Source organism: Streptomyces sp. GbtcB6, from assembly GCF_019091475.1.
Lineage (GTDB): Bacteria > Actinomycetota > Actinomycetes > Streptomycetales > Streptomycetaceae > Streptomyces > Streptomyces hyaluromycini.
This window is the reverse complement of sequence record NZ_JAGXJL010000033.1, coordinates 56,322-70,425: the sequence shown is the minus strand read 5'-3', so window position 1 is coordinate 70,425 and position 14,104 is coordinate 56,322. Positions and strand designations below refer to the sequence as shown.

Sequence of the window (14,104 nt, the reverse complement as noted above, 5' to 3'; positions counted from 1 at the left end):
GATCGCAGCTCCGGGTGATGTCCGGGCAGGCGAGCAGGACTTGAAGCAGCCTCTTGTTCTGGCTGTCGTTGAGCGTCTTGCGGGACGTCATGATCTACGAGGTGATCGTGTGAGGGCTGGGGATATCGGCCCGGACTGGTCGACTGTGCCTGTCCGCAGGGCGGCGAGGCGTTCGCGGACGACTTGGCGACCGCCCCGGTAGCTGCAGGAAATAAAGGGCTGGCGTCGCCGCATTCCCGTCCCGTAACGTCGGCGCAAGCCGTTGAGTTCGTGTGAGCTCTTGCAAGAACAGGAGGTGAGGACCGTGATGACTGTCGTTGCGCTGGGTGCCGCCCAGATCCAGAAGTTCGTCCATCCCACCCCTGTGGTCTCCGGCTGAGCCTTCCTGCATAGTCCGCGCCCGTGAGCGCGTGCGGCCGGGGCCGCCCCTGTGAAGGGCTTCCCTTGAATTTCTCTTCTCTTTCGGTCTCTTCGGCTTCGTCACACCCTCTCGCCCCGTACGGCTGGGATGCGGGCTGGGAAGCTGAGTTTGTTCCGTACGCCGAGCAGGGTCTCCTGCCCGGCCGTGTCGTACGTGTCGACCGTGGCCAGTGCGACGTCGTCACACCGGTCGGCACCGTTCGCGCCGACACCGAGTTCGTGGTTCCCCGTGACCCGATGAAGGTCGTGTGCACGGGGGACTGGGTCGCCGTCGACCCTGAAGGCAGCGATCCGCTGTACGTGCGGAAACTGCTGCCGCGCCGTACCGCCTTCGTACGGTCGACGTCGTCGAAGCGTTCCGAGGGCCAGGTGCTGGCCACTAACATCGATCACGTCGTCATCTGTGTGTCGCTCGCGGTCGAGTTCGACCTCGGGCGGATCGAGCGGTTCCTGGCGCTGGCCATGTCTTGTTCGAGTGGTGAGGCCCTGCTGCATAAGTCGGCACTCTCCTGGGAGTCCGGGGCGCAGCCGGTCGTGGTCCTCACCAAGGCCGACCTGGTCCCGGACCCGGTGACCCTCGCGCACCTCGTCGAGGACGTCGAGACGACGGCCCCGGGCGTGCCCGTCCTCACGGTCAGCGCGCACGCGGGCGACGGCCTGGACGCGCTGGTCGCCCTCGTCGGCTCCGGTACGTCGGTGCTGCTCGGCCAGTCCGGCGCCGGCAAGTCCACCCTCGCCAACGCGCTCCTCGGGGAGGACGTGATGGACGTCCGAGCCGCCCGGGACGTCGACGGCAAGGGCCGGCACACCACCACCACCCGCAATCTCCTCGCTCTCCCGGGCGGGGGCGTGCTGATCGACACGCCGGGACTGCGGGGGGTGGGGCTGTTCGACGCCGAGACCGGGGTCGGGCAGGTCTTCTCCGAGATCGAGGAACTGGCGGAGGAGTGCCGGTTCTCCGACTGCGGACACGAGAGCGAGCCGGGCTGCGCGGTCCGCCTCGCGGTGGAGACCGGGGAACTGCCCGTGCGCCGGCTGGAGAGCTACCGCAAGCTGATGCGGGAGAACCAGTGGATCACCGCGAAGACGGACGCCCGGCTCAGGTCCGAGATCAAGAAGGACTGGAAGAAGAGGGGGGCGGAGGGGAAAGCGGCGATGGAGGCGAAGCGGGGCCGGTGGCGGTAGCGGCCTGACCGCGGGGGCGTGGGGGCTGAGCGCGCACACGCGGCGGCAGCCGCACATCGATACAGCCCCGCGCCCCTGAGGGCGCGACCAGCACCACGTCCGATTCCCGCCAGCCCCGCCCTTCGCCATCGCCCACACTTGAAGGCGTGATGGACGAAGACACCAGGTACGAGGCGGTCCGCAGCCGTGACGCCCGCTTCGACGGCGCGTTCTTCTTCGCCGTCGAGACCACCGGCATCTACTGCCGTCCCAGCTGCCCCGCCGTCACCCCGAAGCGGCGCAACGTCCGCTTCTTCCCCACCGCGGCCGCCGCGCAGGGCTCCGGCTTCCGGGCCTGCCGGCGTTGCTGGCCGGACGCCGTACCGGGGTCCGCCGAGTGGAACGTCCGTGCCGACGTCGTCGGCCGGGCCGTGCGGCTGATCGGCGACGGCGTCGTGGACCGGGAGGGCGTCGGCGGGCTCGCCGACCGGCTCGGCTACAGCGCACGCCAGGTGCAGCGGCAGCTCACCGCCGAGCTCGGCGCCGGCCCCGTCGCCCTCGCCCGGGCCCAGCGGGCACACACCGCGCGGACGCTGCTGCAGACCACCGAGCTGCCGATCACGGAGATCGCGTTCGCCAGCGGATTCGCCAGCGTGCGGCAGTTCAACGACACCGTCCGCGCCGTGTACGCCACCACCCCGAGCGGGCTGCGCGAGGCCGCGCCCGGCGGCCGGGGCGCACGGCGCGGTTCCCCGGCCACCGGGATCCCGCTGCGGCTCGCCCACCGCGGACCGTACCGGGCCGGCCCCGTCTTCGACCTGCTGGAGCGGGAATCCGTGCCCGGTGTGGAGGAGGTCACCGGCACCCCCGGCGCGCGCACCTACCGCCGTACCCTGCGACTGCCGTACGGCCACGCCGTCGTCGCCGTCGAGGAGCGGACCGGTACGACCTTCACGGGCCTCGGCGCCCATCCCGGCGGCTGGCTCGACGCCCGGCTGCGCCTCACCGACCCGCGTGACCTGACCACCGCCGTACAGCGGCTGCGCCGGCTGTTCGACCTCGACGCCGATCCGTACGCCGTCGACGAGCGGCTCGCCGAGGACCCGCGGCTCGCTCCGCTGGTCGCCGCCCGGCCGGGGCTGCGGTCACCCGGCGCCGCCGACCCGGCCGAGGCCGCCGTACGGGCGCTCGTCGGCACCGAAGCCGCCGAGCGGCTGGTGCGGCGGTACGGCAAGGCGCTGGACGCTCCGTCCGGCGGTCTCACCCACCTCTTCCCCGAGCCCGCGGTGCTCGCGGGGGCGGAGTCCGACGGCAGCCTCGGCACGCTGGCCGCGGCGCTCGCCGACGGGACGGTACGGCTGGATCCGGGTGCCGACCGGGACGATGCGGAGGCGGCGCTGCGGGCGCTGCCCGGGATGGACCCGGCGGTCCTCGCCACCATCCGCGTCCGCGCCCTCGCCGACCCCGACGTCGGCCTGCCCGGGATTGACGTACCGGACGAGTGGCGGCCCTGGCGGTCGTACGCCGTCCGGCATCTGCTGGTCGAAGGAGAGTCGAGGAACTGATGGGTGTCACGTACTGGACGCGGATCGCTTCACCCGTGGGGGAGTTGCTCCTCACCGCCGACGGCGACGGGGCGCTGACCTCGGTGTCCGTGCCCGGGCAGAAGGGCGGCCGGAGCGTCGAGACGGGGTGGCTGTCCGACCCCGGTCCTTTCAGGGCCGCCGAGGATCAGCTCGGCGCCTACTTCGCCGGTGAACTCAAGGAGTTCCGGCTGGAGTTGAGCGCACACGGTACGGAGTTCCGGGAGCGGGTGTGGGGTGCGCTCGACGGTGTTCCGTACGGGGCGACGACGACGTACGGGGAGATCGCCGCGCGGATCGGGGCGTCCCGGATGGCGGTTCGGGCGGTCGGCGGGGCGATCGGGGCCAACCCGCTGCTGATCGTGCGGCCTTGTCATCGGGTGATCGGGGCGGACGGGACGATGACCGGGTATGCGGGGGGACTTGAGCGGAAGGTGTGGCTGCTGACGTTGGAAGGTGCGGTGGGCTAGGGCGGGGGTAGGGACGCTCACCGGCGCTGGCCGGGTGCCGCCCGCGCCCACCCATGCCGCCCTGGGGGCACCTCCCAGGCCCTTAAGGCACTGGGGGAGGCACGACCGCCCGCGGCTGAGAAGAAGCGGCGGGCGAAGCGCCCCGTAAGGGGCGCGGGGAACTGCGCGACCAGCCCCCACCCACCCGCAGCCAACCCACCGCCGCCACCACCCCCTGCCGCGCTCCGCCACCCGGGTGGTCTCGTAGTCGAGTTGCTGTTCTGGCCATCCCCCATATGTCACCTTCCCCTCCAGTGGGCCTTCGGAAGGGCGGGTGTGGATGGGCAGGGTCGGGCGGGTGCTCGCGGTGGCGTTGTTGCTGGTGGTGGCGGCGACCGGGCGGGCCGGTGCCGACGCCGGGCACTCACTGTGGGCAGGGAGCTGGGAGGCCGCGCCCTCCGGTACCGACCCGGAGGTGCCCGGCGCCGCGTTCCGCAACGTCGTCCACCTGAGCGTCGGCGGCAGCGCGCTGCGCGTGCGGGTCAGCAACCGGCTGGGCAGCGCCCCGCTCACGCTCGGAGCCGTCACCGTCGCCCTCCGGCAGGGCGACGGCCCGGACGCCGTACCCGGCTCGATGCGCGCCGCCACCTTCGCCGGCGCCGGCACCGTCGTCGTACCCGTCGGCGAGGACCTGGTCAGCGACCCGGTGCCGCTCGCCGTCCCGGCCGCCATCGATCTGCTGGTCAGCGTCGAGACCCCCGGCGACTCCGGGCCCGCCACCTACCACCGGGTCGCGCTCCAGACCAGCTACCTCGCCAAGGACGGCGCCGGGCGGGCCGACGACGAGGACGGGGGCGCCTACACCGGCACCACCGGCCACTGGTACTACGTCACCGGCGTCGACGTGCAGGCCCCGACCCGCGGCACCGTGGTCGCCTTCGGCGACTCCCTCACCGACGGCAACGGCACCAGCATGGACGCCAACCACCGCTGGCCCGACCGCCTCGCGGACCGCCTGCGGCCTTTCCTGATCGGTGTCCTCAACGCCGGTATCTCCGGCAACCGGCTCATGCTCGACAGCACCGGAGGACCGGGGGCCCTCAGGCGCCTGGACGCCGACGCGCTCGACCGCAGCGGTGTCCGGACCCTGCTGCTCCTCGAAGGCATCAACGACATCAAGGGCACCCCGGAGGCCACGGACCCCGATGACTTCGTGCGGGCCTACCGGACCATCGTGACCCTTGCCCACGAGCGGGGGATCCGGGTGGTCGGCGCGACCCTCACGCCGTACGCCGGGTACAGCGCGTACACCGACGCCCGGGAGGCGGTACGGCAGCAGGTGAACGCGCTGATCCGTACCGGGCAGGTCTTCGACGCGTACGTCGACTTCGACGCCGTCGTACGGGATCCGCAGCAGCCCGGCCGCATCCGGCCCGCCTACGACCCCGGTGACCACCTGCACTTCAACGACACCGGCGCGCGCGCCCTGGCCGATGCGGTCCCGCTCGCCGACCTGCTCTGAGCCCTCAGCCGGCGGTCCAGATCACCACGGTCAGCCAGCCGGCCGTGACCAGCAGGCACGCGAGCAGCTCGGCCAGCACGCTGGAGCCGCCCGCGTTCATCGCGGTGCGCAGGGCGGCCCGCGCCTCGGCGGGCCGGCCGAGACGGAGGCGTTCGTGCAGGTAGATCCCGGCCATGAAACCGGGGATCGCGCCGACGACGGGGAGCAGGACGAAGCCGAGGACGGCGCCGGTGCCGGCGTACACGCCCATGCGGGGGGTGGCGCCGCTCGCCCGGAGCCGGCGTGGGGGCAGGACCCAGCGGACCACCAGCGCCGACAGCAGCACCACGGTCGCCCCGACCAGGACCGTCCACGCCACCGGGCGCGGGTCGTACAGCGCCCACCACAGCACCGCGGCCCACACCAGTCCCGTCCCCGGCACCCCGGGCACCAGTACCCCGCACAGGCCGAGCACCAGCACCAGGCCGACCAGCAGGAGTTCCCCTGCTCCCATCTGCCCAGAGTGCCGGACGACCGCGGGATGCGCAGGCCAGCAGGTCAGTTCCGGGTCGCCCAGCCCCGCTCGTACGCGTGCCAGCCCAGCTGCAGCCGGGTCGACACCCCGGCCAGCTCCATCAGCCGCTTCACCCGGCGCTGTACGGTCCGCAGGCCCAGATCGAGCTGCTTGGCCACGCTCGCGTCGGTCTGGCCGGCCAGCAGCAGCGAGAGCACCTCCAGGTCGGTGGCGTCGGGGCCGTCCGGCTCCTCCTCGCGCACCCCGGTCGCGCCGAGGCGGAGCGGCAGCGCCTCCCGCCACACCGACTCGAACAGGCCGCAGAGCAGTTCCAGCAGGCCGCTGGCGTGCACCACCAGGGCGGCGGGTTCCGAGGCGCGGGAGGTGAGGGGGACCAGCGCCAGCGCGCGGTCGGCGACGACCAGCTTCGTCGGCACCCGGTCCACCACCCGCACCTGCTCGTCCCGGCCCAGCGCCGCCGTCAGCTCCGTGACCGCGTCCGGCAGGTCGAGCGCCGGCCGCTCCATCACCACCCGGTAGCGCACGCCCCGGTGCGCGGCCTGTTCCTCCGCGTCGTTCTCCGCCCCGGTGACGGCCATCGGCTTGTCCGTGACCAGCGCGCACACCTCGTCCAGGGCGCCCAGCTGGAGCTGGAGGAATCGCCGGGCGACCGCCGGGGCGCCGGTGACCACCTCCACCAGGTCCTGCACCGCGGGCTCGGCGGCCGCCGCCCGGTACTCCTCCGCGAGCACCGCCGCCGCCAGCTCCGCCTTCTCCAGCTCGTGCCGCTGCTGGGTGAGCAGCGCACCCAGCGCGACCCCGGGCGGCGCCGCCACCCAGCGGCCCGGCCGCCCCGAGGACTGGGCGGCCAGCCCGTGCCGCTCCAGCCGGCGCAGCGCGCGCTCGGTGTCCGGCTCCGCCAGCGTCAGACGCCGTGCCAGGCCGGGCACGTCGGCGGCGCCCGCGGACACCAGCGCCCGGTACGCCGACTCGTCCCGTTCGTCCAGCCCCAGCGCTGCCAGCATCGACCCGCGTTCCTCCCTCGAACCCCGGTGGCCTGGCGGGAACCGGCCACGGCGCAAACCCGCCGTGGCACATCATCGCCGCACCGCGCGCCACTCTGCCAAGATCACGTCACCGCAGCACCTTCGCACGGGAATCCGATCCGTCATTCACAGCTGGCCGCCAGGAAGACCCGTCACAATCTGGCCTTCCGGCCGGCGCCGTGGCGTCCGGCCGTGCGAACGGTGACCGGCCCCATGACGCGCGTACGCGTAGGGGATCTGGGGCCGGTCACTCCGGTGTCGCCGGGTGGTTCTCCCGTGGGGGGTGGGACCACCCGGCGACTCACACGTGTCAGCCCCGTCGGCCGCGCCTCGTCCCTGCCGTCCGTCTCGTCCGTCTCCTCCTCCTCGTCCGTGCCGCTCGTCTCGCGCGTGTCGTCGAGTCCCTTTCCTCGTACGGGTGTTCAGGATGTCCCTCGACGCGCCGTTCGAGACGGGGTCGTGTGCGGGATTTTCCGGATGCCCCGTTTTCATCCGGCCCGCGCGGTGGACAATTAGGGGCATGAGCCAGCCAGGGGGTAGGCCCGCCCGTCATGACGACGACTGGTGGGGGCAGTTGTACGACGACTCCACCGAGGACACCGGACCCACGGCCGCACCCGATTCCCTGGACGACCGCTTCGCCTCGGCGAAGAAGACGGTGGGGGGACGACGGGGCGTCACCGCGGAACCGGGCGACGAACAGGCACCGCCGACCGTGCCCGCACAGCGGGCGGCCGCCGACCCCGCCGGGGACACCAGGGCCGCGCCGAAGGCCTGGCCGTGGGACGAGGTGGACCAGGACCTGCTGGAGGCGGACGACGACGCCCCGGCCGACGCCCACCCCGCGACCCGCCTCGACCTGGCCGCGCCGCCACCGCCACGTGCCGCCCCGGAAGTCCCTGAATTTCCGGAGATCCCGGAATTCCCAGAGGCCCCCGACCTCCCGGAGCCGCCGGAAAGCCGGGAGGTCTCGGCCGCCGTGGCCGTCCCGGCCGCCGCCTCGGCCTCCTCCGTGGACTACGTCGGCTCCGGACCGCCCACCTACGACGCCGAGCCCACCGCCCTGCCCGCCGCCGACCCCGACGAACTCGACGACCTGGTCGCCGACACCGTCCTGGACGGCGCCCGGTACGGCGCCTGCACCCTGCGGGCCGTCTCCCAGCGCGGCGACTCCGCCCGGTACCGGGGCGAGCCGCGCCGCGACGCCCTGCTCACCGCCCGGTTCGGGGCCGGCGAGCAGGCCCTGGTCCTCGTCGCCATGGCCACCGGCGCCCGGGCCACCCCCGGCGCGCACCGGGCCGCCGCCGAGGTGTGCGAGTGGATCGCCCGGGCCGTGGGCCGCAGCCACCAGCGGCTCACCGAGGACATCCAGGCCGCTCGGCGCGGCGACCTCAAGTCCGGGCTGCACCGGCTGACCGACCGCAGTCTCGGCAAGCTCCGCGCCAGCGCCGCCGAACAGGGCATCGCCCCCGAGGAGTACGCGGCCAGCCTGCGCTGCCTCCTCATCCCCGCCCACCCCCAATCCCGTACCCGCGTCTTCTTCGGCGTCGGCGAGGGCGGGCTGTTCCGGCTCCGGGGCGGCGAGTGGCAGGACATCGAACCGCGCGTCGACGCCGACACCCCCGGCGAACCCGTGCTCGGCTTCGGCTCGCTGCCCTCCGAGACCCCGCAGGGCGACCGGCTCACCATGGACCTCGGCATCCCGACCCCGCCGAGCCCCTACGAACCGGCCCCCGAGCCGCCCCGCGACCCGTTCCTGTTCCGGGCCTCGGTAGCCCGCCCGGGTGACGCGCTCGTGATGTGCACGGGCGGCCTCGCCGACCCGCTGCGCGGCGAGCCCGCACTCTGCGCCTACCTGGCCCGGCGCTGGTCCGGCCGCACCCCGCCGGGCCTCGCCGCGTTCCTCGCGGACGCCCAGGTACGGGTCAAGGGGTACGCCGACGACCGTACGGCGGCGGCCGTCTGGGAGGCGTGAACGCGACCTCTGTGGATACATGGAAGGGCATCGCGCAGGGAGCCGGAGATCCGCGGAGCCGAAGGGTGCCCGACCGCCATGGCCAAGCAGAACGTCGCCGAACAGTTTGTCGACATCCTCGTCCGCGCCGGGGTGCGCCGCCTCTACGGCGTCGTCGGCGACAGCCTCAACCCGGTCGTGGACGCCGTCCGCCGCAACTCCGCCATCGACTGGATCCACGTCCGCCACGAGGAGACCGCCGCCTTCGCGGCCGGCGCCGAGGCCCAGATCACCGGCACGCTGGCGGCCTGCGCCGGCTCCTGCGGCCCGGGCAACCTGCACCTCATCAACGGCCTCTACGACGCCCACCGCTCGATGGCCCCGGTCCTCGCCCTCGCCTCGCACATCCCCTCCAGCGAGATCGGCCTCGGCTACTTCCAGGAGACCCACCCCGACCGGCTCTTCCAGGAGTGCAGCCACTACAGCGAGCTGATCTCCAACCCGCAGCAGATGCCCCGGCTGCTCCAGACCGCCATCCAGCACGCGGTCGGCCGCAGCGGGGTGAGCGTGGTGAGCCTGCCGGGCGACATCGCTGACCAGCCCGCGCCCGAGCAGTCCGCCTCGGCGGCCATCGTCACCTCCCGGCCGACCGTCCGCCCCGGAGACGAGGAACTCGACCGGCTCGTCGCGATGATCGACGCGGCGGACAAGGTGGCCCTGTTCTGCGGCAGCGGCACGGCCGGCGCCCACGCGGAGGTCATGGAGCTGGCGGAGAAGATCAAGTCCCCGGTCGGCCACGCCCTGCGCGGCAAGGAGTGGATCCAGTACGACAACCCGTACGACGTCGGCATGAGCGGGCTGCTCGGCTACGGCGCCGCCTACGAGGCCACCCACGAGTGCGACCTGCTGATCCTGCTCGGCACCGACTTCCCGTACAACGCCTTCCTCCCCGACGACGTGCAGATCGTGCAGGTCGATGTCCGCCCGGAGGTGCTGGGCCGCCGCTCCCGCCTCGACCTGGCGGTGTGGGGTGACGTGCGCGAGACGCTGCGCTGTCTGGTGCCGCGGGTGCGGGCCAAGGAGAACCGGCGGTTCCTCGACCGGATGCTCAAGAAGCACGCGGACGCGCTGGAGGGGGTGGTGAAGGCGTACACGAGGAAGGTCGAGAAGCACGTACCGATCCATCCGGAGTACGTGGCCTCGGTCCTCGACGAACTCGCCGCCGACGACGCGGTGTTCACCGTCGACACGGGCATGTGCAACGTGTGGGCGGCCCGCTACATCTCGCCCAACGGCCGCCGCCGGGTCATCGGTTCCTTCTCGCACGGCTCGATGGCCAACGCGCTGCCGATGGCGATCGGCGCCCAGTTCACCGACCGGCGGCGGCAGGTCGTGTCGATGTCCGGGGACGGCGGATTCGCCATGCTCATGGGCGACTTCCTCACCCTCGTCCAGTACGACCTGCCGGTGAAGGTCGTCCTCTTCAACAACTCCGTGCTGAGTATGGTCGAGTTGGAGATGCTGGTCGCGGGCCTGCCCGCGTACGGCACCGCCAACACCAACCCCGACTTCGCCGCCGTCGCCCGGGCCTGCGGCGCCTACGGCATGCGGGTCGAGAAGCCCAGGCAGCTCGCCGGTGCGCTCAAGGACGCCTTCAACCACAAGGGCCCGGCCCTGGTCGACGTCGTCACCGACCCCAACGCGCTCTCCATCCCGCCGAAGATCAAGGCCGAGATGGTCACCGGCTTCGCGCTCTCCGCGTCCAAGATGGTCCTCGACGGCGGCGTGGGCCGGATGGTCCAGATGGCCCGCTCCAACCTGCGCAACATGCCGCGGCCGTGACTCGGGCCGTGACTCAGTCGGTGGGCACCCACTGGCGGACACCGTTCACGAAGCCGTACCAGTAGTGCGGCAGGCCCTTGATGGAGCTGGTGCGGAACGGCCGGCCGTGGTCGTCGATCCGGACGGTGCCGCTGCGGCCCTGTGACGACCAGTCGAGTTCGAGGTACCAGCGGCAGTCGCAGCCGGCGGTGCTCGCCTTGACGCGCAGCACCTCCGGGTCCGTGGCGGAGACCCGGTAGGGCAGGTGCATGGTCGAGACGGTCTTCCCGTCGGGGCCCTCACCGGCCACCGGGCGGGCGATGGGGCGGTCCTTGTCCAGGTTCACGTCGAAGTAGCGCGGGGTGAGCCCGCCGCCGCAGCCGTCGGCCATGGAGTAGGCGATGCCGGGCGCGGGAGCCGTACGGCCGACGACGCGCACCCGCAGGTCCTCCAGGACGACGGCGGTGGACGACCGGCCCTGTACGGAGACGTCCACGATCGTGTTGCCGCCGTGCACCGCGCTCTGGGTGGCCGCCCAGGTGCCGGCGTCCTGCGGGGCGGGCGGCGGCGGGACCTGGGCCGGCTGCTTGTCGATGACGTAGTCGTGGTCGCAGCCCAGTTCCCAGAGCTGTGAGTCGGCCGTCCAGGTGAGGGGGACGCCGGTCGGGGCCGGGGTGCCGGGCGTGCTCCGGCCGGCGGGGGAGGAACTCTTGGCGCCGTCCGACGATGCCGGGGGTGACGGGGTGGCCGAGGCGGGGTTCGGCGCCGGGCCGGTGGCGCCGGTGCCGTGGCGCTCGGCGTCGCCGGCGGCGGTCGTGGCGGAGGAGCCGGTGCCCCGGGCCGTGGTGCCACCGGCCGGCCGGTCGTCAGGGAGGGCGGCCAGGGTGCCCAGCGTCGCCAGCAGGGCGGTGGCCACCGCCGACGCGACCAGCATGCGCCGCCGCCGGTACCAGGGGCGGGCGACGGGGGCCGCTCCCGCTAACGGTTCCGCGCCGGCGGCTTGCGGGGTCTGCGGCGCCGTCTCTGCGGGTCCGGAGGGCTCCGCGGGTCCGGAGGGCTCCGCGGGTTCGGAGTTCTCCGCGAATCCGGCGGTCTCTGTGGGTCCCATGCCCTCCGTGGCGCGCGGTCGCTGGCGTGCTGCCACCGCTCGCAGCCAGCGCTCGTGGAGATCGAGCCGTTCCTGCGGTGTCGCCCCGCAGAACGCGGCCAGGCGTTCCACCGGAGCGAAGTCCAGCGGCACCGCCTCGCCCGCGCAGTAGCGATGCAGGGTGGAGGTGTTCATGTTCAGGCGGCGGGCCAGGGAGCCGTAGCTCCGGTCCGTACGGTCCTTCAACTGCCGCAGCAGCGCCGCGAACTCCTCGACATCGTCGCGCACGGGCACCTTCCCCCGCTCGTCCGTATCCCAGGCACTCATATACCTGCACGTCAGCAGGGCTGGGATGGTTCCAGGCCGGCGAAACGGCCGGTGGCCGTTGCCGTCCGGCGAGGTGACGGCCGATGCTTCTGGTGTCGCACCGACCAGGGCCGGACCGACCATCCGGCGCCGTCGGCGGCATCCCGCACCCATGCACCGAACTCACGGGGGATCAGTCATGCCCAAGCGCACCCGAGCAGGCGCGCTCACCGCACTCGCCGGCGCCGCACTGGCCGTCGGCACCGCACTCGCCGCCCCGGCGGCGGCCGCCCCGAGGCCGCCCGGCTTCCTCGCGGCGGCCGACCTGCCGCCGCAGCCGGGCACGTCCTGGACGGCGGGCAAGGTCACCGCCGGGGTGCCGGAGGTGGTCGAACAGGACACCTGCCTGAGCATGGCGCTGGGCGGGGGCCAGGACTCCTGGTACCGGGAGTTCCGGACCGACCTCGACACGGGCGCCCGTCAGGTCAGCGTCGAGCTGCCCGGCGTGCGGGCGGCGAAGGGCAGGTTCGCCCGGCTGAACCAGGACATCAGGTCCTGCCCGGGGCGGATCGAGCGGGCCGACCCGGAGACCGAGGCCACGCTGCGGGACGAGGGGACGCTGCCGGCCGGGGACGGCGCCCACGTCTACGCCCTGCACACCGTGACCTCCTGGGGCGCCAGTGACATCCGGCTGCTCTCGGTCGGCCGGGACGGGCGCACCGTCACGGTCGTGGACTGGGGGCGGCTGGGCGGCTTCGCGGACGCGCCGGTGAAGGCGTTCCGGAAGACGACCACGACGGCCGTGCACAAGCTCCACTGACCCACGGCCACCGCGAGGACCGGGGCCGTCCTCCCGTTCGGGGGAGGGGAGGACGGCCCCGACGGACCATCACCGCACCACAGACCGCACGGCACACACCACACGCACCGCACACACAGAACACGGGGAATCAGACATGAGCAGCAAGACCCGCGCCGTCCTCACCGCCGGCGTCCTCGCCGTGGCCCTCGGGCTCGGCGTCACCGCCCAGGCCTCGGCCGGCGCTCCGCGCACCGTCGCCGGCAACCCGGCCGACAACATCACCCGCATCGCCGACTTCTACGGCGCCTACATCGACGCGGAGAGCGACCCGGACGGCAGCGGTGACCTGCCCACCGCGCTGCGCGCCTACTACATCGACCCGACCTACCTGAAGAAGCTGACGGCCTGGGAGGACCGGGAGCACGCGGACGGGGTGCTGCGGGCCCAGAACACCCCGCTCAAGTGGAAGGTCAAGGACAACGGCACGGCCAGGTACACGGAGGCCGTCGTCACCCTCACCTGGAGCCGCAACACCACCACGAAGCTGGTCGTCGACATGACCCGCTCCACCCACAAGATCATTCACATCGGCACCACCGGCCTCGGGGGCAAGTAGCCGGAAGGTCGGCTTTCGGCCAGGTTCGCCGGTGCCGCGGACCGCGTGAAACAGCTCGGGGGGTTGCGTGCGGGGCTGAATCACGCCGGGTCCGCGGCACCCTTGGCGCGTACGGGACGGTCCGGACGGTGACGTACGGGCCGGAGCGTACCCGGGACTTGGCCGAACACCCGGTCGTCATCGACGTGACATGACTGGCCCGTGCCCGAGCGGGCATGGATCCCGTGAACGTGTTCGATCAGGAGGGGATCCGGCAACAGCGTGCGGGCGGGGGTCATGAACAGTCAGGCACGAGGGGGCGGTCCCGTGGCCATCGGGGCCTCCTCGGCGCAGACGGCGGGGGAAGAGACCGACCCGACGGAACGGGGGCACCCCTCGCAGCTCAGGCGCCGACTGGGGCGCTCGGACCTGCGGGCGGTGCCCGAGGCACGCAGGGAACTGCGGGAACTGCTGCGGCACTGGGGGCGTCCCGGCCGCTCCGAGATAGCGGAACTGCTCACCAGTGAACTCGTCACCAACGCACTCGTCCACACCGACCGCGAGGCGGTGCTGACGGCGGTCGTGGAACCAAGCCAACTACGCGTGGAGGTGCGGGACTTCGTGGCCCGCAGGCCGCGGGTGTGCACCCCGGGCACCGGCGACGGCACACACGGCCGGGGCCTGGTGCTGGTCGACTCCCTCGCGGACGCGTGGGGTGTCCAGGCGCACGAGGTCGGGAAGTCCGTGTGGTTCGAACTGGACGCGGAGGCCGCCTAGCGGGGGCCGGGGCCGTATACACAACGGGACGGGGGCGTGACCTTGAAGGTCACGCCCCCGTCCCGAGGTGCCGTACGGCAGCAGG

12 protein-coding genes are annotated in these 14,104 nt (G+C 73.1%); 9 read left to right on the top strand and 3 right to left on the bottom strand.

The features are described 5' to 3' along the window. Positions 1–444 precede the first annotated feature (444 nt). The 4 genes from rsgA to KVT45_RS38900 all read left to right on the top strand — a co-directional run bounded on the left by rsgA (position 445) and on the right by KVT45_RS38900 (position 5,138). Entirely contained in the window at positions 445–1,605 is a 1,161-nt protein-coding gene (gene rsgA / locus KVT45_RS38915) for a ribosome small subunit-dependent GTPase A (protein ID WP_217554022.1), read from the top strand. Positions 1,606–1,754: 149 nt separating this feature from the next. Continuing rightward, positions 1,755–3,149 carry a DNA-3-methyladenine glycosylase 2 family protein gene (locus KVT45_RS38910; protein WP_217554060.1) on the top strand — a complete coding sequence of 465 codons (1,395 nt, stop codon included), beginning with the start codon at positions 1,755–1,757 and terminating at the stop codon, positions 3,147–3,149. Next, the gene (locus KVT45_RS38905) at positions 3,149–3,637 is read left to right on the top strand and encodes a methylated-DNA--[protein]-cysteine S-methyltransferase (protein ID WP_217554020.1); all 489 of its coding nucleotides are present in this window, start codon (positions 3,149–3,151) and stop codon (positions 3,635–3,637) included. The genes KVT45_RS38910 and KVT45_RS38905 overlap by 1 nt, the downstream gene beginning before the upstream one ends. A 319-nt stretch (positions 3,638–3,956) precedes the next feature. After that, positions 3,957–5,138, top strand: a complete 1,182-nt coding sequence (locus tag KVT45_RS38900; protein WP_217554018.1) for an SGNH/GDSL hydrolase family protein — start codon at positions 3,957–3,959, stop codon at positions 5,136–5,138. Between the two features lie 4 nt (positions 5,139–5,142). Here KVT45_RS38900 and KVT45_RS38895 read toward each other — a convergent pair whose 3' ends face one another. Continuing rightward, positions 5,143–5,631, bottom strand: a complete 489-nt coding sequence (locus KVT45_RS38895) for a DUF456 domain-containing protein (RefSeq protein ID WP_217554012.1) — start codon at positions 5,629–5,631, stop codon at positions 5,143–5,145. 44 nt (positions 5,632–5,675) lie between these two features. Further along, positions 5,676–6,656: a LuxR family transcriptional regulator gene (locus KVT45_RS38890; protein WP_217554007.1), complete on the bottom strand. Its 981-nt coding sequence runs from the start codon at positions 6,654–6,656 to the stop codon at positions 5,676–5,678. A gap of 541 nt (positions 6,657–7,197) precedes the next feature. On the opposite strand from KVT45_RS38890, the gene KVT45_RS38885 reads away from it, so the two are divergent. After that, complete coding sequence (locus KVT45_RS38885) at positions 7,198–8,652, top strand: protein phosphatase 2C domain-containing protein (RefSeq protein ID WP_217554006.1); 1,455 nt, start codon at positions 7,198–7,200, stop codon at positions 8,650–8,652. 78 nt (positions 8,653–8,730) lie between these two features. Further along, a complete protein-coding gene (locus KVT45_RS38880) occupies positions 8,731–10,473 on the top strand; it encodes a pyruvate dehydrogenase (RefSeq protein ID WP_217553999.1) in 1,743 nt (580 codons plus the stop codon). A gap of 13 nt (positions 10,474–10,486) precedes the next feature. Here KVT45_RS38880 and KVT45_RS38875 read toward each other — a convergent pair whose 3' ends face one another. Next, positions 10,487–11,866 carry a helix-turn-helix transcriptional regulator gene (locus KVT45_RS38875; protein WP_217553996.1) on the bottom strand — a complete coding sequence of 460 codons (1,380 nt, stop codon included), beginning with the start codon at positions 11,864–11,866 and terminating at the stop codon, positions 10,487–10,489. A gap of 178 nt (positions 11,867–12,044) precedes the next feature. Between KVT45_RS38875 and KVT45_RS38870 the strand changes: the two genes are divergently transcribed. From KVT45_RS38870 to KVT45_RS38860, 3 genes are all read left to right on the top strand, one after another. After that, on the top strand, positions 12,045–12,665 hold the full coding sequence (locus tag KVT45_RS38870) for a hypothetical protein (RefSeq protein ID WP_217553995.1): 621 nt from the start codon (positions 12,045–12,047) through the stop codon (positions 12,663–12,665). 136 nt (positions 12,666–12,801) lie between these two features. Beyond that, positions 12,802–13,263: a hypothetical protein gene (locus tag KVT45_RS38865; RefSeq protein ID WP_217553991.1), complete on the top strand. Its 462-nt coding sequence runs from the start codon at positions 12,802–12,804 to the stop codon at positions 13,261–13,263. Between the two features lie 306 nt (positions 13,264–13,569). Further along, positions 13,570–14,019, top strand: a complete 450-nt coding sequence (locus KVT45_RS38860) for an ATP-binding protein (protein ID WP_308311000.1) — start codon at positions 13,570–13,572, stop codon at positions 14,017–14,019. The last annotated feature ends 85 nt before the right edge of the window (positions 14,020–14,104 follow it).